We start from the raw sequence: 22348 nt of genomic DNA, 5'->3' as shown, positions 1-22348 counted from the left end.
CTTACTAGAAAATCTGAATTCTTCCTAATGGCTGGATACGAATCTCTGGGAGAATCTCTTGATAAGAAATCACAGCGATATCAGGGAATTCTGTTTCTATTAATTTCCTTACATATCGTCTTACGTCAATTGCTGTCAACAGCACAGGGGGCTGACCTCCAGGAGGTGTTGGCGTAATCGTATTTCTCATAGATTTTAAGATCAGGTTTACGGAATCAGGATCTAAAGCAAGATAAGATCCTGCAGAGGTTTGCTTAATCGCTCCGCGGATCATTTCTTCAATTTCTGGATCTAATAAATAAACAGAAATTGCAGATTGGCCCTGAGAAAATTTAAAGCTAATATAGAGTTTAAGAGAAGAACGTACGTATTCAGTAAGCAATACGGTATCTTTTTCTGTTTGTGCCCACTCACTCAATGATTCTAAAATTGTACGCAAATCCTTAATAGAGATTTGCTCTTGGACTAAGCGTTTGAAGATTTCAGTAAGCTTTTGTAGAGGAATAAGCCTAGTAACTTCCTTAACAAGATCGGGGAACGAACGTTCCATAAATTCAATCATAGAACGGACTTCTTGAATTCCCAAGAACTCTTGAGAACTTCTATGGAAGAAGTACGAGAGATGGAGGATAATCACCTCTAAAGGCGTCCAGTATTTAATAGCTGCTTTTTCTAAAATAGCTTTAGCATCTTCACTAACCCAAGCAGAGGGTAAGCCAGCAGCATTTTTATAAGTTAAGAAAGGAAGATTGTATCTTTTAAGATTCTCTTCTACTTCATTAGTTAACACGTGATTTGGGGGAACCTTCCCGCGAACATAGGGAACTTCATTAAGAAGGATCATATAGTCATGTCCTTCTAGAGAAGGAGAATCAGTACGTACGTGAATTCCCGGATAACGAATACCAATATCTTGATACAAAGCTTGACGCATTTTAGGAATCATATCGTCAATAAAGCTTTGACCTGATTTTGTCCTATGTTGAATTAACTTAGATAGATCTTTACCCAACTCTAAAATCACAGGTAAAGTTAGTGCATAATCGTCTGGATTATCACCAGCTGTTGCTGCTCCGTCAGCAGCAGCTCCCACTGTTGTCGATGCTCCCGAAGCTCCTTTTTTAGCGGTGCTGTTTTTCTTCGCTAGAAGAATAACGCCTAGAAGACCGAAGATAAAAGATAGAATGGAGAACGACCAAAGAGGGAATCCTTTAAAGAATCCCACACCTAAAGTTGCTGCAGAAGCTAGAAGCAATGCCCTAGGTTCCTTAACTAACTGAGAAGAAATCTCTTTACCAAGGTTCGTGTTTTTATCACTAGAAACACGAGTGGTCACAATACCAGCAGTTAAGGAGATAAGTAGTGAAGGAATCTGAGAGACTAAACCGTCACCGATAGATAAAAGAGTATAGACGTGTGCAGCTTGAGCAAGATCCATTCCGTGCATAGCCACGCCAATAGTCAAACCGCCAACGATGTTAATCAAGGAGATAACGATACCCGCGATAACGTCTCCTTTAATGAACTTCATAGCACCATCCATGGCTCCATAAAGTTCACTTTCCTTCTGAATCATTCCTCGTTTATCACGAGCTTGTTGTGCATCAATCATGCCTGCTCGCAAATCGGCGTCAATAGCCATCTGCTTACCGGGCATAGCATCTAATCGGAATCTCGCAGCAACTTCGGCAACACGCTCAGCACCTTTAGTAACGACGATAAACTGAATGATCGTAATGATTAAGAAGATAATAAATCCAACAACGTAGTTCCCTCCAACGACGAAATCTCCGAAAGCTTGAATGACGTGACCCGCATAAGCTTTAAGGAGAATCTGTCTTGATGAAGAAATATTAATTCCTAAACGAAACATCGTTGTAATCAAGAGTAGAGAAGGAAAAACCGATAACTGCAATGCACTAGGAATATATAAAGCCACCATCAATAAGAAGACAGAAACTGCTAAGTTGATAGTGATCATCAAGTCGACGATAGTCGGAGGTAGGGGCAAGATGATCATTAAAACGACGCCAATCATCCATAGAGCAAGGATGAGGTCACTCGATTTATTGATCATGTTTAGGGCTGCTTCTCCCCCAAAGGTTCTACTAACAAAATTGAGTAGCTTGTTCATTATAGATTATCGGGTTGGTTAATATTTTTATTGTTAGGATTTTGTGCATTAAGGGAAGTGATGTAGAGAAGGATTTCTCCAATAGCTTCATACGTCGACTCTGGAATAAACTTCAACTCTTTTCCTTCATCCCAAAGCTGATGCGCCAAAGGCACATTCCTCATAATAGGAATACCATATTTTTCAGCTTCTGTAATGATTCTTTTTGCACGCAAATTAATTCCCATAGCAATAATCCATGGAGCTTTATATTTTTCCGGCATATAACCGATAGCTACAGCTATATCCTTAGGATTAGAGACCACCGCACTCGCATGCTTAATTTGAGAAGAGGTATCTTCGTAAGCGATTTCTTGAGCAATCTGACGACGCCGGCCCTTAATCTCTGGATTACCTTCTGTATCCTTAAATTCCTGTTTAACCTCAAACTTTTCCATTTTTAGTTCTTTAGCAAAGTTCTTTCTTTGATACACTAAGTCAAGAACGGCAACGACTAAGAAAAAAATACCAATTGATGTGACTGCTTTATAAAGTATCTGTTTAAAGATCACAGCAATGACGATTGGAGAGACTCCTGCAGTTTCTATAATCAATGGCACACGGTTTTTCAGTGTAACGTACAGAATTAAGGCAGCGCCAAAAATCTTTAAAATAGACTTTAGCAACTCGATTAGAGTCTTTACTTTAAATTTTTGTTTTAAGTTCTCAATAGGGTTGAACTTTTTTAAGTCGGGTTTGAAAACCTCTGTAGAAAAAGTTGGCCCTACAACAAGAAATCCAACAAGAATACCAACAAAACCTACAGCTCCGAGCAATGGGAGAGAAGTCGTTAGAATTAAAGTTAAGCAGCTATGCAAGTAGTATAACGTAACTCTAGGGTCATGATTTGTAGGAGCTTCTTTAAAAATAGAAACTAAAAAACTACCAAGATGTTTTGCAAAAAACGACGATAGATAAAATGTTGTGAACATCGAAACGATAAAGGTTACCGCGGAAGGAAAATCCTGAGATTTTGCTACCTGGCCTTTTTTCCTGGCGTCTCTAAGACGCTTCGGGGTCGCCTTTTCTGTTTTTTCACCCATCGCTTGGCCAAATTTAGATAAAGAGCATTAAATAGGAATAATCTGCAAATTACCTTATAAGCGTGTTTTTCACAAGAGAGAAGCCTAGGAGATTGAATCTTAACTGTTATACTCTTCTCTTGCCTTAATAAAAGTTTTTTTAGACTTTTCTTAGAAAGATCTAATAATAAGTTGTTAAGAAAATATTGGTCAGGAAACATTTAATCCTTTATTGTCTTTAGTGATCACACTAAAGGTGCTAGGTTCAAAATACTAAAGAGCCTAGTGCAAACTCCCACAGGCGTAGGATCAACGGTCCTAATGTTTGTGGGAATTCTTGCCTACTGAAAGGTGAACGTTAAGAATATCTACAAAAGATGACATATGGGGCATACAGAGTGTGGGATCGTAGGACTTCCTAATGTAGGTAAGTCAGGACTATTTAATGCCCTTACTGGAGCACAAGTAGCTTCTTGTAACTATCCCTTTTGTACAATTGATCCAAATATTGGTATTGTTCCGGTTATTGATAACCGTTTAGATATTTTGGCTAAGATGAGCCAAAGTCAGAAAATTATTTATGCCGATATGAAATTTGTTGATATCGCAGGTTTAGTAAAAGGAGCCGCAGACGGCGCAGGATTAGGAAATAGATTCCTTTCTCATATTCGTGAGACTCATGCTATAGCTCATGTTGTTCGTTGTTTTGATAATGATGACGTTACCCACGTCTCCGGAAAAATAGACCCCAGTGACGATATTTCAGTAATAAATTTAGAGTTGATTTTCTCTGATTTCTCTTCAGCGACAAGTATTCATAGTAAGTTAGAAAAGCAAGCTAAGGGTAAAAAAGATCTTGGGATTGTTTTACCTTTATTAGATAGGGTAATTAAACATTTAGAAAGCGGTCAGCCTGTACGTACTTTGGATTTATCTCATGAAGAGGAAATACAGTTAAAGCCTTATCCATTTTTAACAGCCAAGCCTATGCTATATATAGCCAATATAGGAGAGGACTCTATAGCAACTATGCATAACGATTATGTTGCTATCGTTCAAGAGATCGCTAAGAAGGAAAATGCTCAAGTGGTTCCTATTTGCGTTCAATTAGAGGAAGAGGTGATCTCTCTTCCTGTAGAAGAGCGTCAGGATTTTTTAAATAGTTTAGGTCTTAAAGAATCAGGATTGAATCGACTAGTACGCGCTTCCTACCAAACGCTCGGATTGATTTCGTACTTTACAACTGGACCACAAGAAACTCGAGCTTGGACTATTCCTATAGGATCTACGGCTGCCGAAGCTGCAGGGCAAATCCATACGGATATCCAAAAAGGATTCATTCGTGCAGAAGTTGTTACTCTTGAAGATATGATAACTTATGACGGTCGTGCGGGAGTTCGTGAAGCTGGTAAATTGCGAGCAGAAGGTAGAGACTACATCGTTCAAGACGGCGACATTATGCTTTTCTTACACAATTAGTAGTAAAAAATACTTTCGCATCAGCAATGTCTTTGTGAATAGCTTTCGACAAGTCTTCTTTAGAAGGGAATTTCCTTTCTTTGCGAAGGAACTTCTTAGGGATTACAGAGACTATCTCACCATATAAGTTCCCAGAAAAATTAAATAGATGAGCTTCTAAGCATAGGGAATCTCTACCTACTGTAGGAGCTTCTCCAAGATTCATAATTCCTTGATATGACGTAGTTCGGTGTTCTATTTCACATGCATATACTCCGTAAGGAAGCAAGCACTGCTCTTGAGGAAGATTAATAGTAGCGACGCCTAATTTTGTCCCCAAACCATAACCTGTTTCAATTTTTCCTGTATATCTATAGGAATGTCCTAAATGACGGTTCGCGTTATCTAGATCGCCCTGTATTAAGAATTGGCGAATTTTTTTACTGGAGACTATCTCATTATCAATCTTATATGGAGGTATCTCGATAATTTCCATCTCTAAGGATTTTGTTAGCGGCTGTAATGTTGTAGCATTTCCTTGCCCACCCTTACCTAATCTAGAATCATATCCTAATACTAAACGTTTACACCCTAAAGTTTGATGTAGGGAAAGTATGAAACTTTCAGCAGATTGATTAGCAAAATTCTTAGTGAAAGGGAGAATACATAAATAATCTATAGAGAAATCTTGTAGAAGAAGGAACCTTTCTTTTGTACTTGTAATTAGCTTAGGAGTGGGTGATTGTAAAATCGCCTGAGGGTGTAAATCAAAGGTAATTATCCCTGATGTTCCTGGGAAAGAAGATAGGGCAGTGAGTAGCTGTTTATGACCTAAATGGCAACCATCAAAAAAACCTATAGTTATAGAATCCACAGAAGAAGGGATCGATGTTAAACTATAGAATGTTTCCATTAAAGTCTCTTAGGTAAGGAGATATATCAAACTCAGGACAGTCTAAAAGACAACCGTCAATACATTGATCTATAGAAAAACTTCCACTACGTAAACGTCGGAGTTCTTCCAAATAAGCTCCACAGCCTAACATGTTTCCTAGTTCATGAGCAATACTACGAATATAAGTTCCTTTACTACACTGCACGGAAAAATGTAATAGGGGATATTCGTATTTTGTAATTTGTAAACTTACCTGAACTGTAGATTGACGACGCTCTATTGATAACCCTTGCCGCGCATATTCATAGAGTTTTTTCCCATTGATCTTTTTTGCAGAAAACATAGGAGGGATTTGTTGGATTTCTCCTTGGAAATATTGCGCAGCTTCCATTATTTGTTCGTAGGTTGGCACTTTTTTTGATCTACCAACAATTTTACCATCACAATCATAAGAATCCGTAGTTGTCCCTAGATGGGCAACTGCAGCATATTCTTTATCTTCAAATAACAAAACGTCAGAAAGTCGTGTAAATTTACGACCTATTAACATGACCATCACGCCTGTAGCAAAAGGATCGAGAGTACCTGCATGACCAATTTTTTTAACTCCAATTGATTTCGTTAAAGTACGAATGAGACTAAATGAGGTTCTTCCCTGAGGCTTATCTACTAAAAGAATACCTTCTTTAAGTTCTGTAGCAAGTTCCATAATGATGTCGTCAATGTTAGATCTTTCTAGGCAGATAATATTAATTCTTATCTTGTTCTCGTATTTTCCAGAGCAAGTTTTCTATATGATCTTGTGGAGAAAAAATATCTTCGAGATAAAAGTGTATCTCAGGAAAATACTTGAGTACAACGCCTTTAGAAGCCTTGTAAGCAATGTATCCTGCCGATGCTTTTAACGCTTCTAAAGTTTCTGTTGATGTATTCTCGTGAGGCATAATTGAAACATAGACACGAGCTGCGTGTAAGTCCTTAGATAAACACACCCTAGTAACCGTAATCCAACGATTCGAAATTTTCGGGTGCTTTACATCTTTTAAGATTACATTGGCAATCGCTTCACGAAGTAATGAATTAACCTTTTTTATGCGTCTATTTTCAGTCATAATATTTTAAAGCTTTTGTGGATGATAGATTACTTCGTAACATTGTAGAATATCACCTACCTGAGCATGTTGATATCCTTCTAATAAAATACCACATTCAAGCCCCTTCTTAACCTCTCTAACGTCTTCTTTAATTCGTTTTAGAGAGGATAAGTTGCCTTTCCAGATAACTTCATTATCACGTACAACACGAACTTTTTGATTTCTGGTCATTATACCTTCGGAGACCAAGCAACCGTAAATTGTACCTAATTGTGAAGACTTAAAGGTTTCTTTGATTTCGGCAGAACCTAGATTTTTCTCTTCAGCAATAGGATCGAGTAATGCTGTCATCATTTCTTTAACAGCATCTACAGCATGGTAGATAATGTTAAATAGTTGAACCTTCACCCCTAAGTTCTTGATTAGAGATTCGGCATGACTTTCTATTCCGGTATGGAAACCAATAATAACGGCTTTAGATGCTGCGGCCAAGCGGATATCTGATTCGGAAATCTCTCCAACGCTATTAGAAAGAATTTCTGCGCTCACCTTATCCGATACAATCTTTAAGATAGAGTTGGCTAAAGCTTCGATAGATCCTTGAACATCGGCTTTGATAATAAGCTTCAAGATTTTTTTGTTCTGCAGCATAGCATCAAAGTTAGGACGTTTTTTCTGCAGAGCAAATTTCTGTTGGCCAGCAAGTCTAGCTCCAATAATTTCTTTAGCTGTTTTTTCGCTCTTAACAACTACGAAAGGATCACCAGCTTTTGGCATGCTAGATAATCCAGTGATTAAAGCAGGGACAGAAGGACTGGCCGAAGTCATTAACTGATTATGTTCGTTATGCATTGTTTTAACTTTGCCGTAGCAATCGTTAAAGACTAATGCTTCACCAAGATGAAGAGTTCCGTTTTGTACTAAAATAGTCGCAACCGCACCTAAGCCCTTGTGTAGTTCAGATTCAATAACAATTCCGCGAGCACGAGCAGATGGGTTAGCTTTTAGTTCTAAAACTTCTGCTTGTAAAGCAAGCATTTCTAAAAGTTCAGATAAACCTTCTCCAGTTTTTGCAGAGGTATTGATTGTTACAGTTGTACCACCCCAAGCTTCTGGTAATAGCTCGATTTCAGAAAGCTGTCTGTAAATAGTTTCAGCATTAAAATTGGGTTTGTCGCACTTATTAATAGCTACGACAATCGTAATATTTGCGGCTCGAGCATGTTTGACAGCTTCTAATGTTTGCTCTTTGATGCCTTCATCACCAGCAACTACGAGAACAACAATATCACAAACTTCTGCTCCGCGAGCCCTCATAGCAGAAAAAGCTTCGTGGCCAGGAGTATCCAGGATAGTAAGATTACCAACGGCTGTTGAGCAGCAGAAGGCTCCCATGTGCTGAGTAATGGCTCCAGCTTCTACAGCTGCTACATTAGTTTTTCTTAATGAGTCGATTAAAGTGGTTTTCCCGTGATCGACGTGACCCATAAAAGCAACAATAGGTGGACGAATAATCAGCTTGCTTGGATCTGTTTCTTGGATTTCTTCTTTAACAGTATTACTTTCAATACAGAGTTTATCTTGTTCTGACGAATCGATATCGATTGTACAGCCAAACTCTAAACCAATAAATTGTACTGTTGTTTCATTATCCAGAATATCGTTTACAACATAAGTCATACCGTGGATGAACATCTTCTGAATAAGCTCAGAAGCCTTAAGCTTCATCTCTGCTGCAAGATCTTTGATCGTGATAGGAAGAGGTACTTTAATATGTGTAGGGCGTTGTATGGTGTGTTCGTCGTAGTGTTTTTTAGTTTTCTGAACACGTTTTTTTCTCCACTTATCATCGTCGCTACTATCATTCAGACCGTAACGATCTCTTCCAGTAAACGCTTTGGGATTGTCATCTTTTTTCGCACGATCCCTAAAATCAGATCCTGGTTTTTTGGACGTATCTCTACGATAAAATGGCTGAGATGTCCGATTATTCGGAGAATGCTGTTTATCGTTTGTAGTCTCAGAAGATTGCTGAGGCTTTGCCTGAGGTGTTCCTGTTCGTTCTTTTGGAGCAGGTTTATCCTCTTTTTTAGGAGCTTTAAACGTTTTGGCTAATAAATGATTAATATGCTTCCCAGTAGGTCCAAAATTGGACTTTATAGAAACAACACTTCTAGGAGGCTCTTTTTTAACTACAACTTCTGGCTCTTTTTTCGGAGCAGGGGGTTCCTTAGCAATTGTTTCAGATTCTTCAATTACAGGAGGAGGAGTTGACTCTGAGATTTCTTGCTCTGTATCCACTAAAGAATCCGATTCTTCTGTTGCAGAGTCGGACAACACAACGGTGTCAGAATCCTCTGAAACTGAGGAAGAGGTATTCAAATCTTCAGATACAAATGATGAACGATTTTTAGCTCGAATTCTACGTGGAGAAATTTCAGTGGAGACAGGTTCAGTCATCGTAGGCACACTAGGATCTACAACACTCTTTTTCTTCACGACTTTTTCTTTTACAACTTTTTCAGGAACCTTAGTTGAAGGCTTTTCTGAAGAGCTTTTCGTGTCTGAAGATCCTGCCTGAGCTAATTTTTGCTTTAACTTATCTAATCCAGCAGCTTTCGTTAATTGAGCGTTTTTAATCTTCAATTTTAGGTTTTTCGTCAACTTTGCCTTCTCCATATTTGCTGACTTGCTCAAGGATCTTATAAGCAAGTTCTAAACTGATTCCAGGAACAGAAGCAAGATCATTAGCACTGGCTAATAATACCTTTCTGATCGTGTCGTATCCTGCGTGTACAAGATTCTGGACAACCAACTTACTAATACCTTCCATATCTAGCGGCTCATCTAATTGAGGATTATCGAATTCCGCTAATTGTAGGCGTTGAATTTCTAATAGTTTATTGTATTCGCTCATACGTTGGACTTCGAGCTCGTAGTCTAAAATTTGACTAATCAATCGAGCGTTAATTCCTCGCTTACCGATTACTGTTGCATAATCAGTATCTTGAACGACTATAGCAATAACCTTGTCATCTTCTAAGATCGCAATCTTTTGAATTTCTATGGGGCAAAGCAAATTTTGTAATAATTCTGTGGTCACGGGAGAATAGTTTACAATATCTATTTTCTCGTCATTTAATTCTCGAATGATATTCTTCACTCGGGAACCTCTCATTCCAACAAAAGCTCCCACAGGATCTGTTTTGGGGTCAGATGAGCTTACAGCTAATTTAGTTCTATAGCCTGCTTCACGAGCAATTTTAACAATTTCTACAGAACCTTCTTCCAATTCTGGAACTTCTTGTAAGAAAAGTTGCTTAACAAATTCGGGATGGCTACGGCTAAGAATAACTTCAGCTCCACCATTTTCAGATTCCTGAACTTCGTATAGTAAAGCGTAAATCTTATCACCGACTTTGTGTTTTTCTGTTTTTGGATAACAACGGGCGGGTAGAAGCCCTTCAACTTTTCCTAAATCTATAACTAAATTTGACCCTTTGGCAAATCGCTTAACAACTCCAGAAAGGATTTCATTGACTCTATGGCGATATTCTTCATAGATAACATCTCTTTCAGCATGACGTAGTTTTTGACCGATAATCTGTCGGGCTGCGTGAGCAGCGATTCTTCCGAAATGCTCAGAAACAAAGGGGACGTCCATGTATTGCCCGATTTGGCATTCAGGATCGTATTCTCTAGCTTTGTCCAAAGGAATCTCTTTACTGGGATTTTCACATACTTCTACGATTTCTTTCTCGCAAAAGACTTCTATATCACCAGTTCGAGAATTAATATTTACAGAAACGTTAGCATCATCTCTTAGTGTTTTTTTTGCTGCAATTTTTAAGGCTGATTCAATCGCACCTATGATAACAGGACGTTGAATTCCTTTTTCCTTCTCCATGTAGTCAAAAATAGCTACAAGATCTTTATTCATTATACTCCTCTTATAAATAAGGAAACAGACAGAGTGCTAAACCAAGGCAAGCTTATGCTATAAAAAACATAAGCTCAACCTTTTAAGTAATATTATTTCCCTTTTTTCTTTTTGTCTGAACCAACTAAATCTTCTAGGTCCAAATTATTTAAATCTGTATCCATGTGATCATGTTGTTTATCAGCTAAGTATTCTTTCACTGAAAGAGATACTTTCTTGTGATCTGGGTCGAGTTTGATGACTTTTGCAGATACAGAATCGCCAATTGAGATAATATCTTCAATTTTTGAAAAAGGTTTTTCAGATAGTTCTGAAACGTGAATCAGACCTTCAATACCATTTTGCAGTTCTACAAATGCCCCAAATGCGGTGATTTTAGTTACTACGCCAGAAATATTGCTTCCTGTTGGGAACATTTCTTCAATTTCATTCCATGGATTGGAACTTAATTGTTTGACTCCGAGAGTAATTTTTTTACTTTCCTTGTCTACAGAAAGAATAACAGCTTCGACAGTGCTACCTTTTTTGAAGAGTTCAGAAGGATGAGATACTTTTTTTATCCAGCTCATATCAGAGATGTGAATTAGACCTTCGATACCTGGCTCCAATTCAACAAAAGCTCCATAATTCGTTAGATTTTTGATTTCTGCATGTACATGTAGACCGATAGGATATTTCTCTTCGATATTATCCCATGGATTATGTTCTGTTTGTTTTAAACCTAAGGAAATTTTGCCTTCGTCTTTTTGAATAGATAGAACGATAGCCTCAACTTCATCGCCTTTGTTTACTACTTCGCTAGGATCAACAACATTCTTTACCCAAGACATTTCAGAAACGTGGATTAGGCCTTCGATACCTTCTTCAATCTCAATAAAGGCGCCATAAGGGAGAAGTTTAACAATTTTACCAGTAACACGTTTTCCTGGAGGATATTTCTTCTCAATATCTTCCCATGGATTATGTTCTTTTTGCTTAAGACCTAGAGCAACGCGTCCTTTTTCTTTGTCAACGCTTAGAATAATAACTTCAAGCTCTTGATTGAGTTCTACCATTTCAGACGGATGACGGATACGTTTCCATGTCATATCTGTAATATGGAGGAGACCATCGATGCCATCTAGATCTAAGAACACACCGAAATCTGTAATATTTTTAACAACACCTCGGCGGCGTTCACCAATATTAATTTGTTCGATAAGTTCTGCTTTTTTAGAAATTCGTTCTGCTTCTAGGAGTTCTCTTCTTGAAACAACAACATTTCTTCTGTCAATGTTGATCTTAAGAATCTTAAATTCGCAGACTTTGCCTACATAATCATCTAAGTTCTTAATTTTCTTATTGTCGATTTGTGACCCAGGGAGAAAAGCTTCCATCCCAATATCAACAATAAGACCACCTTTGACTTTGCGTATAATTTGTCCTTTGACGATAGAGCCTTCTTCACAGTGAGCTAAAATATGTTCCCACTGTCGTTGGCGAGTAGCTTTTTCTCTAGATAAAACAACCTTTCCTTCTTCGTCTTCAGTTTGGTCTAAGTATACCTCTACTTCAGCACCGAGAACTAAACCTTCAGAAGAATCTATGAATTCTGACATCGGAATAACTCCCTCGGATTTTAATCCAACGTCAACGACTACGAAGTCCTTATTGATATCAACTACAGTACCTTTTAGGATGGCGCCAGGTTGTATCTCACTGGTGGTTTCCTCGTCGCTTGAAGTAATTCCGTGTGTTGAGCATAGAAGATCTTTGAATTCAACAACGTCTTCCGAGAGGCAATCTATAGTATCAAGAATTTTTTTGGATCCCCAAGTGTATTCGGATTGTTTTGGCATTTAATGTTATTCTCCTAAAAACTACAAAGTCAAAAAAGATAGTGTAAATATAAACCTTAAAAAAGGCAAGATCTCCCTTGCAGCAGTTTTTTATTCTAATTTGTTGCTTAAAAATTTTTTATTTGTTTTAGATTTTATTTCTAAATGATTCGGTAGGGTAAAAATAAATGACTCACGCTAAAGTAATTATTATTGGCTCTGGTCCCGCAGGTTATACTGCGGCGATTTATGCTTCAAGAGCACTTTTAAGTCCTATTTTATTCGAGGGATTTTTTTCCGGAATTGCTGGTGGTCAATTAATGACTACTACCGAGGTAGAAAACTTTCCGGGATTCCCTGAGGGCATATTAGGCCAAAAGTTAATGGATAATATGAAATCTCAATCTGGACGTTTTGGAACTCAAATTCTTCCAAAAGATGTCACTTTAGTCGATTTTGCCGCACGTCCTTTTGTGGTAATGTCCAATGAAGAAAAATATACCTGTGATACATGTATTATAGCAACGGGAGCTTCTGCAAAGCGTTTAGAAATTCCTGGAGCAGCAGATAATGAATTCTGGCAAAAAGGTGTTACAGCATGCGCTGTTTGTGATGGAGCTTCTCCTATTTTTAAAAATAAAGATTTATATGTAATAGGAGGCGGAGACTCTGCTTTAGAGGAAGCTATGTTTCTCACTCGTTATGGAAAACGTGTATATATTGTTCATAGAAGGGATACTTTAAGAGCTTCTAAAGTGATGATAAAAAAGGCAGAATCTAACGAAAAAATTACTTTTCTCTGGAATAGTGAAATAGTGAAAATTTCTGGAGATACTGTTGTTCGTTCAGTTGATATTTTAAATAATGTTTCTAATGAGATCTCTTCACATGATGCAGCAGGTGTATTTTTTGCTATTGGGCATAAACCAAATACAGATTTCCTAGCTGGCCAATTAGCTTTGGATGAGCACGGGTATATTATTACTGATAAAGGAACATCTAGAACTTCTATTCCAGGAGTATTTGCAGCAGGAGATGTGCAGGATAAACATTATAGACAAGCTATTACAGCTGCCGGAAGTGGTTGTATGGCTGCTTTAGAAGCTGAACGTTTTTTAGATTAGGGCTATAGCCATCGCTGTAGCATATTCACGGCTATGGCTAATAGATAGTAGCACTTTAGAGATTCCTAATTTTTTATATATCCTTGAGGGTAAACGGACCTCAGGTTGTTTTGAAGATTTAAGAATCTCTATATCTTTCCAAGAGACAACTTTCCCTATTCCTGTTCCTAAAGCTTTGGCTACGGCCTCTTTCCCGGCAAATCTTGCTGCAAAAGAGGGATAAGGATTAGTTAGTCTTAAACAATATTCTTGTTCCTCTTTAGTGAAAATTCTATTCAACATTCTTTGATTATGAGTTTTTATTGCTTTACGGATTCTAGAAATTTCAATGATATCTGTTCCTATATGTGCAGTTTGCATAATGAAAATCTATATTTAAATACTTTCTGAAAGTGTTTTGTGGGATTTAGCAAAATAGGTCAAAGCTGTTTTAATGAGAGCATAACCAATGGTAGAGCGAATGAGAAATAGAATGGCCTGGTTATCAATATATCTACGCAGCAATAGAGATATGGAAATCATGGCAGCCATGATTAAGAAGCGTTTGGAAATAAAAGATTTTTTTATGTAATTTTTTTTTGATATAGTTTTCGAGAGTAGTTGGAGGGATAGTTCATTTTGAGAAGACACGGATTTTAATAATAAATAACGGTACTTCAAAGATGCTATAATCCATGCTCCCATAGCTAGAGGAGCAAAAATTTTAAAGGAAAAATCCGGTTGATAGACAACCACGGAAGCTTTTAAAAGTAGTTTAACTCCTGCTGACAACCAAAGAATGCCTGGGAGACAAATAAGTAAATGATTTTTATTATTAGTCATATGTTTTTGTCTGTTGTAGTTTAGCCATTCTATATGGAAGTTATATTTTTTTCTATTTTGGATTGAATAATGCGAGTCTTCTTATCAGCAATATATTGGAATCATTCAAAATTTTTATGGAATTCAGATAATTTCCCTATTAGAGTCCCGTGGTACGGTCTGTGCTTTTCTTTAGGTATTTTACTTGCCTCTATACTTGGTATTTATCTCGCATTATCTTCTTATACTATAGAAGATAGAAAAAGATTTTCTAAAAATCAGCTTCGTGAGGCTTTGGAAAATTTCGCTCTCTACTCTCTTTTATTCATCATTCCAGGATCACGGATAGCTTATGTTTTGTTTTATGGCGGCGATTTTTACTTTAAACATCCCCAAGAGATTTTAAAAGTTTGGAATGGAGGATTAGCAAGTCATGGAGGTATGATAGGTCTAATTCTCTGGGCAATTATTTTTTCTTGGAGATGTAGGAAAAAAATTCCTATCCTGACCTTTTTATTTCTTTGCGATCTTTGTGCCTCTGTATTTGGATGCGCGGCCTTTATGATTCGTATTGGAAATTTCATGAATCAAGAGATCATAGGCAAGCCTACAAACCTGCCTTGGGGGATCATCTTTTCATCTCCTACACAAGGAAGTTTGGGGGTCTCTGTGCATCCCGTACAACTATATGAGGGTGTTAGTTACTTATTGCTTTCTACGGTCCTATTTTTCTTAAGTTATAAACGTTATTTTCGTTTAGGTTCTGGATGCGCAACATCTTTGGGATTAATAGGCATATCTTTGATTCGCTTTTTTGCTGAATTTTTTAAAAGCCATCAAGGTAAAGTTCTAGGCCCAAATAGTTTATTAACAATGGGACAGATTCTATCGTTACCCCTATTTATATTCGGTGTGGCTTTAGGTGTGGCTTGTTTTATTAAAAATAAAAAGGGCACATCTTCGACTTCATCTATAAAATAGAAAAAGTTCCATACGTAGTTAGGAATCTCTTATGGGAGATAAATAGATACTATGGTATTTTAGCTTTTTAGTTTAATTTTTCAGAGTTTATCAGATGAATAAACGTTCATTGTTGTTTGTTTCTTTAGTTGGCGTAGCTTTTGTAGGGTGTCAAATCTTTTTTGGTTATAATGATTTTCGTTCTTGCAAGGCTCTAACAGAGAAACAGAAAACAATTTCAGAACAAGTGCTTGATGCAACGAAGTCTATGGGATTAAGTGTTTCTCCTTGGACTACATCTCTTGAAGAAGAGGTAAATAAAAATCATTACGCTGTGCGTGTTGGGAATAAGTTGCTCCTTTTGAATCAAGGGGGATCAGCAGATTCAGTTTATTCTTCTGGTATTCGTTGGAATTTTATAGAGGAAACCACAGCTTGTGATAATATTCATGTTGCGTTGTATAGTGAAGCAAATGAGCCCACAGATCCTTTAAATACAGGAAAAGTATTTCTTCCCGTAACTAACGAAGCGCTTCCTGTTTTAGTTGTTGAGTTTCGTAATAATCAGGAACCCGTAGTGTTCTTGGGTCAATATAAGCAAGAACAAGGGAAGATTTATAATAAGGATAGTGTTGTTTATGGCACTTCTTTAGTTTTTTGGAGGTCCGGGAATGAGTATCTTCCTTTAGGTATTTATAACTCCAAAGAAGAAAGATTAGAATCCTTAGACCTCCCAATTACCAAAGCCGCTATTTTTAATGATTCTCAATCAGGAAGTATCGATGTAAATTCCGGACAATATTTTGTTCTTTCTAATGAGTATATGCAGTTGGTTGTTTCTCAAGAGAGTGGTTCTGTAGAGGGAATCAACCTTCCATTTTCTTCTGAGGATAATAAGAGTATAGTTAATGAGATCGGTTTTGATAGAGATTTGAAAGCTCAGGTTCCTAGCGAAGCTTCTTTTCCTGGACTTCCTTCGATAGGAGCGAACAAAAAAGAAATTTCCGATACCATAGGAGGGTATTATCCTTTATTGCGCAGGGGAATTCTTTCTGATATTAAAAAACGAACTCCTTCTAGCTATCATGCTTTAAACATTGTTTCTGGAAGAGATCTTGTCAATTCCGTAGCTTCGGGATACCGCGTTTCTATTTTTAATAGTACTATGTTGGAATTGGAAAGTAATGACGGTTCTATTAAAAAAACTTATAATTTACCTCAAAATCAACCTTATGCTTTTGAAGTTGAGATTGGTATAAATCACGCTAGTGACGACATGTGGATAACTTCTGGAGTTCCCGAAGTTGAAATTATGTCCAACGCATTTACTCCGTCTATTAAGTATCATGTTATTAAAAAAAATAAGGGCCAGTTAGATAAGGTAAAATTGCCTAAGGCTAAGGATCCTTTAGCTTTGCGTAGTGGAGTATATCCTCAGTGGATTCTCAACTCTAATGGATACTTTGGTATCATCTTATCTCCACTTACAGATGTCCCTGCAGGATATGCTGCTTCCTATGTTCCTGGGAGTTCTGTTCCTACACGTTTATCTCTATTATCTCCTAAAAATCAAGCCTATCCTGCTTCTAAATATCCTGGATACGAAACTTTACTTCCTTTACCTAATCAGAAAGGGACACATCGTTTCCTTGTTTATGCAGGACCTCTAGCCGAGCCAACATTACGAGCTTTGGATCAGGCTTATACCAATTCCAAAGGTGAAAGTCCTCAGTATCTTGATTGTATAACTTTCCGAGGGTTATTTGCTTTTATTACTGAGCCTTTTGCAGCCTTGCTTTTCATTATTATGAAGTTTTTCAGAATGATCACGGGATCGTGGGGGATTTCTATCATTCTACTTACTGTATTCTTAAAATTACTTCTCTATCCATTGAATGCTTGGTCAATACGTTCTATGAGACGCATGCAAAAGTTGTCTCCTTATATTCAGGAAATCCAACAGAAATATAAGAAAGAGCCCAAGCGTGCTCAAATGGAAGTCATGGCTTTGTATAAGACTAATAAAGTGAATCCTATTACAGGCTGTTTGCCGTTATTGATTCAGTTGCCGTTTCTTATAGCTATGTTTGATTTATTGAAATCCTCATTCTTACTTCGAGGAGCATCTTTTATCCCTGGATGGATTGATAATTTAACAGCGCCAGACGTTTTGTTTTCTTGGACTACACCAATTTGGTTCCTTGGAAATGAGTTTCATCTCCTTCCTATTTTATTAGGGATTGTGATGTTCGCTCAGCAAAAGATCTCCGCTTTGAAGAAGAAAGGACCTGCTACGGATCAACAAAGACAACAGGAAACAATGGGAACAATGATGGCTCTCTTGTTTACCTTTATGTTCTATAATTTCCCTTCAGGTTTAAATATTTATTGGTTTTCTTCTATGCTTCTTGGATTGATCCAGCAGTGGGTTACTAATAAGATTTTAGATGGCAAACATCTTAAAAATGAAATTTCTGTTAATAAGAAAAGACAAAGGTAACAACTGAAAAAAAAGCTTTTTTATATTAAAGAAGATATATGAAAACTATTTAGATGAGATAGTTTTATGCGGGCGTGGGAAGACTTTCTTTTGCTACAAGAAAAAGAAATTGGTACAAGTACTGTAGACAAATGGTTAAGGTCGTTAAAAGTCCTGTGTTTTGACGCGTGTAATTTATACCTTGAAGCCAAAGATTCTTTTCAAGTGACTTGGTTTGAAGAGCATATACGCCATAAGGTTAAAACTAATTTAGTGAACAATAATGGAAAGTTGATCCGTGTTCACGTAACCTCTTTAGATAAAACCACGCCTTTTTATAAAGAAAAGCAAATCCAACAGGAAAAGACTGCTTACTTCACTATGCAGTATGGCAATGTAAATCCTGAAATGACTTTTTCTAATTTTCTTGTAACTCCTGAAAATGATTTACCGTTTCGTATTCTACAAGAGTTTACTAAGCCTGGAGAAGACGCTACAGGCTTTCCTTTTAATCCTATTTATCTTTTTGGACCCGAAGGTTCTGGCAAAACACATTTAATGCAGGCTGCGGTAAACGCTCTTCGAGAATCTGGAGGGAAAATTCTTTATGTAGCTTCCGATTTATTTACAGAACATTTAGTTTCAGCTATACGCTCTGGAGAGATGCAAAGATTCCGTTCTTTTTATCGTAATGTCGATGCCTTATTTATAGAAGATATAGAGGTATTTTCAGGTAAAGGAGCTACTCAAGAAGAGTTTTTCCATACTTTTAATTCCTTGCAGACTGAAGGTAAATTGATAGTCGTTTCCTCGGCATACGCACCCGGAGATTTAAAGGCTATTGAGGAGCGACTTATCAGTCGTTTCGAATGGGGTGTTGCCGTTCCTATTCATCCTTTAACAAAAGAAGGATTAAGAAGTTTTCTTATGCATCAAGCCCAACAGTTATCTATCCGTATAGAAGATACTGCTTTGGATTTCTTGATTCATTCTCTATCTTCAAATGTAAAAACATTAATAGACGCACTCACGTTGTTATCGAAACGTGTTGCCTATAAGAAATTAGGCCAGCAACTACTTTATGAGGATGATATACAATCTTTACTACACGATGTGCTGGAAGCTGCAGAGAGTGTGCGATTAACCCCCTCGGGAATTGTTCGCGCTGTTGCTAAATATTATGGTGTATCTCCCGAGAGTATTCTAGGGCGTTCGCAATCTCGAGAATACGTATTGCCTAGGCAGGTAGCTATGTATCTATGTCGCCAGAAACTATCTTTATCTTACGTACGTATAGGAGATGTATTTTCTAGAGATCATTCAACAGTAATTTCATCAATACGCACTATTTCTCAGAAGGTAGAAGAAGGAGGGCACGACATTAGTATTGCTACACAAGAACTAATGAAATCTCTTAATTCAGCGTATAAGAGTCTTGAATTCTTCCCTGAAGAAGAAATCTCTTGTTAGTATTGTTATTAATTTTCTCCACAGAATTTAGAAGTAATTTCTTTTTTATACTTAATAATTAAGCAAGTAACAGACACGACTATTAAGACTATTTGTATAATTAAGGCCGCGATAATTGTGGGCATTGAAAGGCACCCACTCGCTAACAATAAACAAGCTGATAAAGCAGTGATCACTCCTAAAATTACCCAAAGAGCTGTATGTTGAACCATTGGACATGTGGGGTATCTATCAACACAAGGTCTAGCTATACTTACAGTGCGTCCGGTTGTACGTCCGGAAATTTCAGAATCACGAGAATTAGCAGAGTCACGATGGTTAAGATCACTTAATGTGAAAACGTTTTTATTCGGGCGTCCCGCAAACGCTCCATACCCGTGGGCCTTAGTCATAATATTCTCACCAATAATAAAATCTTTAAAAGATTTAGCATATCTTTATTTTGATATCAATTTAAATAATCGATAATTCTTTGAATTTTAGTTTGTTAAAATAAAAAAACATTAATTTTTAGAAAGAATATAAGATATTTTCTTTCATTCTGTTGTTTCCCTTTTCTAAGTTCTTTCTTTTTTTTTAGATTTTTCTTATGGAAATACAAAAATCACTTCCTAACTACTCTTTGATTCGGACGACTTATGAGTTTTGATAAGAATTTGGTAAATATAGAAACAATGAAGCAGGCGATTTTAAATCGTCTATATTTCGGAGTGGTGCAATCTCCAGAATCTGCTTCAACCAGGGATATATTTACAGCAGTTTCAAAAACTGTAATGGAATGGTTAGCTAAAGGTTGGCTAAAGACTCAAAATAGTTATTACGAACAAGATGTTAAACGTGTCTATTATATTTCTATGGAATTTCTACTTGGTAGAAGTTTAAAGAGTAATCTTTTGAATTTAGGAATATTGGATCTCGTGCGAGACGCATTAGCGGAACTAAATTATGATTTCGATAGTTTAGTGCAAATGGAGTCAGATGCAGGATTAGGAAATGGTGGTTTAGGACGACTTGCAGCGTGTTATTTGGATTCCATGGCGACATTAGGGATTCCAGCTTATGGTTATGGAATTCGCTATGATTATGGAATTTTCGATCAGAAAATTGTAAATGGATATCAAGTAGAGGCTCCTGATGAGTGGTTGCGCTATGGAAGCCCTTGGGAAATATGTAGAGGAGAGTATCTTTATCCCATTCGTTTTTATGGTAGAGTGATTCACTATACAGATGCTAGGGGGAAAGAAGTCGCGGATCTTGTAGATACACAAGAAGTATTAGCTATGGCTTATGATGTACCTATTCCAGGATATGGTACAGATACCGTGAATACTTTACGTTTATGGCAAGCACAGTCCCCACATGGATTTGAATTCAACTATTTTAATCATGGAAACTATATTCGTGCTATAGAGGATATCGCATTAGTAGAAAATATCTCGAGAGTACTCTATCCGAATGATTCTATCTCCGAAGGTCAGGAACTGAGATTAAAGCAGGAATACTTTTTAGTATCTGCCACAATTCAAGATATCCTTCGTAGATATACAAAAATGCATATTTCTCTGGATAATCTTCCTGATAGGGTTTCTGTTCAATTAAATGATACCCATCCCGCTTTAGGAATAGCAGAAATGATGCACATCCTGATCGATAGGGAAGAGCTTCCCTGGGATAAAGCATGGGATATGACAACTCGTATATTTAATTATACGAATCATACGATATTGCCCGAAGCTTTAGAGCGTTGGTCTATAGATCTATTTTCACGATTATTGCCTAGGCATCTAGAGATTATCTATGAAATTAACTCTCGATGGTTGGAGAAAGTTTCTCAGAGATTTCCTGGGGATGATGATAAGCGACGAGCCTTATCTATCATTGAAGAGGGAAGTGATAAGCATGTGAATATGGCAAGCCTCGCTGTTGTAGGTTCTTCTAAGGTTAACGGCGTATCCGCTTTTCATTCGCAACTTATAAAAACAACCTTATTTAAAGATTTCGTGGAATTTTTCCCTGATAAATTCATTAACGTAACTAACGGAATTACTCCGAGACGTTGGTTAGCTCTATGCAATCCTCGTCTAAATACCTTACTAGATCAGACAATAGGGGACGCACATCTCATAGATCTTTCTCAAATTCATAAGGTGATACCTTTTGCTAATGACGCAAGTTTCAGAGAACAGTGGCATCAGATTAAGCTAAAAAATAAACAAGACTTTGCATTAAAACTTAAAAAAGAAATGGGAGAAAAAATAGATCCCGAATCTCTCTTTGATTTTCATGTAAAGCGTATTCATGAGTATAAACGTCAATTAATGAATATCCTTAGAGTCATTTATCTTTATAATGATCTTAAGGAAAACTCTGTCTCCAATATTGTTCCTACAACAGTAATTTTTGCTGGTAAAGCCGCGCCAGGATATGTTTTTGCTAAACTGATCATTAAACTGATCAATAGCGTTGCCGATTGTGTAAATAATGATCCTCAAGTTAATGAAGTTTTAAAGGTTCTCTTCCTTCCTAATTACCGTGTAACTATGTCCGAAATGATCATGCCCGCTTCTGATATATCAGAGCAGATCTCAACAGCAGGACTAGAAGCTTCTGGGACAGGAAATATGAAATTTGCTTTAAATGGTGCTCTAACAATAGGGACTATGGATGGAGCTAACATAGAAATGTCAGAATATATTGGTCGCGATAATATGTTCATTTTCGGTTTGTTAGAAGAAGAAATAGCAAAAATGCGTCGAGAGTATTATCCACAAGGAATATGCAACGATAATCCTAAGATCGCACATGTATTAAAATTACTAGATCAAGGATTTTTCAACACTTCAGATAAAGATCTTTTCAAACCCATAGTACATAGGTTGCTTCACGAGGGAGATCCGTTTTTTGTTTTGGCAGATTTGGAATCTTATATCCGCGTTCATCAATCCGCAGCTAATTTATTCAAGCAAACTGACGAATGGGTTAAGAAATCTATTTATAATGTCGGCGGGATGGGTTTTTTCTCCAGCGATAGAGCAATTGCTGACTATGCTAAAGATATATGGAATGTCCCTACGAATTATAAATCTTAAGTAAAAAGAGCTTCTATTTTAGATAG

Annotated in this window: 17 protein-coding genes; 6 read left to right on the top strand and 11 right to left on the bottom strand. The window is 37.1% G+C overall.

Annotated elements, in window-relative coordinates; genetic code table 11:
* Nucleotides 1-4: 4 nt before the first annotated feature.
* Together sctV and sctU are read right to left on the bottom strand one after the other, a co-directional pair.
* Entirely contained in the window at nucleotides 5-2134 is a 2130-nt protein-coding gene (gene sctV, locus O6937_RS03480) for a type III secretion system export apparatus subunit SctV (RefSeq protein WP_332390276.1), read from the bottom strand.
* On the bottom strand, nucleotides 2134-3216 hold the full coding sequence (gene sctU / locus O6937_RS03475) for a type III secretion system export apparatus subunit SctU (RefSeq protein ID WP_117274253.1): 1083 nt from the start codon (nucleotides 3214-3216) through the stop codon (nucleotides 2134-2136). Before sctU ends, sctV begins: the two co-directional genes overlap by 1 nt.
* A 363-nt stretch (nucleotides 3217-3579) precedes the next feature.
* On the opposite strand from sctU, the gene ychF reads away from it, so the two are divergent.
* Nucleotides 3580-4674: a redox-regulated ATPase YchF gene (gene ychF, locus O6937_RS03470; RefSeq protein WP_332390275.1), complete on the top strand. Its 1095-nt coding sequence runs from the start codon at nucleotides 3580-3582 to the stop codon at nucleotides 4672-4674.
* On the opposite strand, the gene O6937_RS03465 is transcribed toward ychF, so the two are convergent.
* The 6 genes from O6937_RS03465 to rpsA all read right to left on the bottom strand — a co-directional run bounded on the left by O6937_RS03465 (nucleotide 4652) and on the right by rpsA (nucleotide 12420).
* Nucleotides 4652-5566 (bottom strand): bifunctional riboflavin kinase/FAD synthetase, encoded by a 915-nt coding sequence (locus O6937_RS03465; RefSeq protein ID WP_332390274.1) that lies wholly within the window; start codon nucleotides 5564-5566, stop codon nucleotides 4652-4654. The genes ychF and O6937_RS03465 overlap by 23 nt on opposite strands.
* Nucleotides 5550-6257 (bottom strand): tRNA pseudouridine(55) synthase TruB, encoded by a 708-nt coding sequence (gene truB, locus O6937_RS03460; protein ID WP_332390273.1) that lies wholly within the window; start codon nucleotides 6255-6257, stop codon nucleotides 5550-5552. Before truB ends, O6937_RS03465 begins: the two co-directional genes overlap by 17 nt.
* Nucleotides 6258-6297: 40 nt before the next feature.
* Nucleotides 6298-6660 (bottom strand): 30S ribosome-binding factor RbfA, encoded by a 363-nt coding sequence (gene rbfA / locus O6937_RS03455; RefSeq protein WP_332390272.1) that lies wholly within the window; start codon nucleotides 6658-6660, stop codon nucleotides 6298-6300.
* Nucleotides 6661-6666: 6 nt separating this feature from the next.
* Nucleotides 6667-9321: a translation initiation factor IF-2 gene (infB, locus tag O6937_RS03450; RefSeq protein WP_332390271.1), complete on the bottom strand. Its 2655-nt coding sequence runs from the start codon at nucleotides 9319-9321 to the stop codon at nucleotides 6667-6669.
* Nucleotides 9278-10582, bottom strand: coding sequence for a transcription termination factor NusA (gene nusA, locus O6937_RS03445; RefSeq protein ID WP_213240838.1), 1305 nt, complete (start codon nucleotides 10580-10582; stop codon nucleotides 9278-9280). The genes infB and nusA overlap by 44 nt, the downstream gene beginning before the upstream one ends.
* 92 nt (nucleotides 10583-10674) lie before the next feature.
* Complete coding sequence (gene rpsA, locus O6937_RS03440) at nucleotides 10675-12420, bottom strand: 30S ribosomal protein S1 (protein WP_332381409.1); 1746 nt, start codon at nucleotides 12418-12420, stop codon at nucleotides 10675-10677.
* A 167-nt stretch (nucleotides 12421-12587) separates the two neighbouring features.
* Between rpsA and trxB the strand changes: the two genes are divergently transcribed.
* Complete coding sequence (gene trxB / locus O6937_RS03435) at nucleotides 12588-13523, top strand: thioredoxin-disulfide reductase (RefSeq protein WP_332390270.1); 936 nt, start codon at nucleotides 12588-12590, stop codon at nucleotides 13521-13523.
* Here trxB and acpS read toward each other — a convergent pair.
* Nucleotides 13515-13883 carry a holo-ACP synthase gene (gene acpS / locus O6937_RS03430; protein WP_332390269.1) on the bottom strand — a complete coding sequence of 123 codons (369 nt, stop codon included), beginning with the start codon at nucleotides 13881-13883 and terminating at the stop codon, nucleotides 13515-13517. The two genes, trxB and acpS, sit on opposite strands and share 9 nt — an antisense overlap.
* A gap of 15 nt (nucleotides 13884-13898) precedes the next feature.
* A complete protein-coding gene (locus O6937_RS03425; protein ID WP_332390268.1) occupies nucleotides 13899-14345 on the bottom strand; it encodes a hypothetical protein in 447 nt (148 codons plus the stop codon).
* Between the two features lie 69 nt (nucleotides 14346-14414).
* Between O6937_RS03425 and O6937_RS03420 the strand changes: the two genes are divergently transcribed.
* The 3 genes from O6937_RS03420 (at nucleotide 14415) to dnaA (ending at nucleotide 19233) form a co-directional block, all read left to right on the top strand.
* Entirely contained in the window at nucleotides 14415-15305 is an 891-nt protein-coding gene (locus O6937_RS03420) for a prolipoprotein diacylglyceryl transferase (protein ID WP_332390267.1), read from the top strand.
* A gap of 94 nt (nucleotides 15306-15399) precedes the next feature.
* Nucleotides 15400-17784 carry a membrane protein insertase YidC gene (yidC, locus tag O6937_RS03415; protein ID WP_332390266.1) on the top strand — a complete coding sequence of 795 codons (2385 nt, stop codon included), beginning with the start codon at nucleotides 15400-15402 and terminating at the stop codon, nucleotides 17782-17784.
* Nucleotides 17785-17850: 66 nt separating this feature from the next.
* Complete coding sequence (dnaA, locus tag O6937_RS03410) at nucleotides 17851-19233, top strand: chromosomal replication initiator protein DnaA (protein WP_332390265.1); 1383 nt, start codon at nucleotides 17851-17853, stop codon at nucleotides 19231-19233.
* An 8-nt stretch (nucleotides 19234-19241) separates the two neighbouring features.
* On the opposite strand, the gene O6937_RS03405 is transcribed toward dnaA, so the two are convergent.
* A complete protein-coding gene (locus O6937_RS03405) occupies nucleotides 19242-19625 on the bottom strand; it encodes a hypothetical protein (protein ID WP_332390264.1) in 384 nt (127 codons plus the stop codon).
* 246 nt (nucleotides 19626-19871) lie between these two features.
* Here O6937_RS03405 and O6937_RS03400 point away from each other — a divergent pair, with 246 nt between their 5' ends.
* Nucleotides 19872-22322, top strand: coding sequence for a glycogen/starch/alpha-glucan phosphorylase (locus tag O6937_RS03400; RefSeq protein ID WP_332390263.1), 2451 nt, complete (start codon nucleotides 19872-19874; stop codon nucleotides 22320-22322).
* Nucleotides 22323-22348: the final 26 nt, after the last annotated feature.

Origin of the sequence: Chlamydia sp. 04-14 (assembly GCF_036632095.1) — a bacterium.
Lineage (GTDB): Bacteria > Chlamydiota > Chlamydiia > Chlamydiales > Chlamydiaceae > Chlamydia.
The sequence above is the reverse complement of the archived record's forward strand: the minus strand, read 5'-3'. Positions and strand labels throughout refer to the sequence as shown.

Bases quoted from the DNA above. Each gene is read 5' to 3' on its own strand.
- sctV (WP_332390276.1), bottom strand. From the start codon at position 2,134: ATGAACAAGCTACTCAATTTTGTTAGTAGAACCTTTGGGGGAGAAGCA.
- sctU (WP_117274253.1), bottom strand. From the start codon at position 3,216: ATGGGTGAAAAAACAGAAAAGGCGACCCCGAAGCGTCTTAGAGACGCC.
- ychF (WP_332390275.1), top strand. From the start codon at position 3,580: ATGGGGCATACAGAGTGTGGGATCGTAGGACTTCCTAATGTAGGTAAG.
- O6937_RS03465 (WP_332390274.1), bottom strand. From the start codon at position 5,566: ATGGAAACATTCTATAGTTTAACATCGATCCCTTCTTCTGTGGATTCT.
- truB (WP_332390273.1), bottom strand. From the start codon at position 6,257: ATGGAACTTGCTACAGAACTTAAAGAAGGTATTCTTTTAGTAGATAAG.
- rbfA (WP_332390272.1), bottom strand. From the start codon at position 6,660: ATGACTGAAAATAGACGCATAAAAAAGGTTAATTCATTACTTCGTGAA.
- infB (WP_332390271.1), bottom strand. From the start codon at position 9,321: ATGGAGAAGGCAAAGTTGACGAAAAACCTAAAATTGAAGATTAAAAAC.
- nusA (WP_213240838.1), bottom strand. From the start codon at position 10,582: ATGAATAAAGATCTTGTAGCTATTTTTGACTACATGGAGAAGGAAAAA.
- rpsA (WP_332381409.1), bottom strand. From the start codon at position 12,420: ATGCCAAAACAATCCGAATACACTTGGGGATCCAAAAAAATTCTTGAT.
- trxB (WP_332390270.1), top strand. From the start codon at position 12,588: ATGACTCACGCTAAAGTAATTATTATTGGCTCTGGTCCCGCAGGTTAT.
- acpS (WP_332390269.1), bottom strand. From the start codon at position 13,883: ATGCAAACTGCACATATAGGAACAGATATCATTGAAATTTCTAGAATC.
- O6937_RS03425 (WP_332390268.1), bottom strand. From the start codon at position 14,345: ATGACTAATAATAAAAATCATTTACTTATTTGTCTCCCAGGCATTCTT.
- O6937_RS03420 (WP_332390267.1), top strand. From the start codon at position 14,415: ATGCGAGTCTTCTTATCAGCAATATATTGGAATCATTCAAAATTTTTA.
- yidC (WP_332390266.1), top strand. From the start codon at position 15,400: ATGAATAAACGTTCATTGTTGTTTGTTTCTTTAGTTGGCGTAGCTTTT.
- dnaA (WP_332390265.1), top strand. From the start codon at position 17,851: ATGCGGGCGTGGGAAGACTTTCTTTTGCTACAAGAAAAAGAAATTGGT.
- O6937_RS03405 (WP_332390264.1), bottom strand. From the start codon at position 19,625: ATGACTAAGGCCCACGGGTATGGAGCGTTTGCGGGACGCCCGAATAAA.
- O6937_RS03400 (WP_332390263.1), top strand. From the start codon at position 19,872: ATGAGTTTTGATAAGAATTTGGTAAATATAGAAACAATGAAGCAGGCG.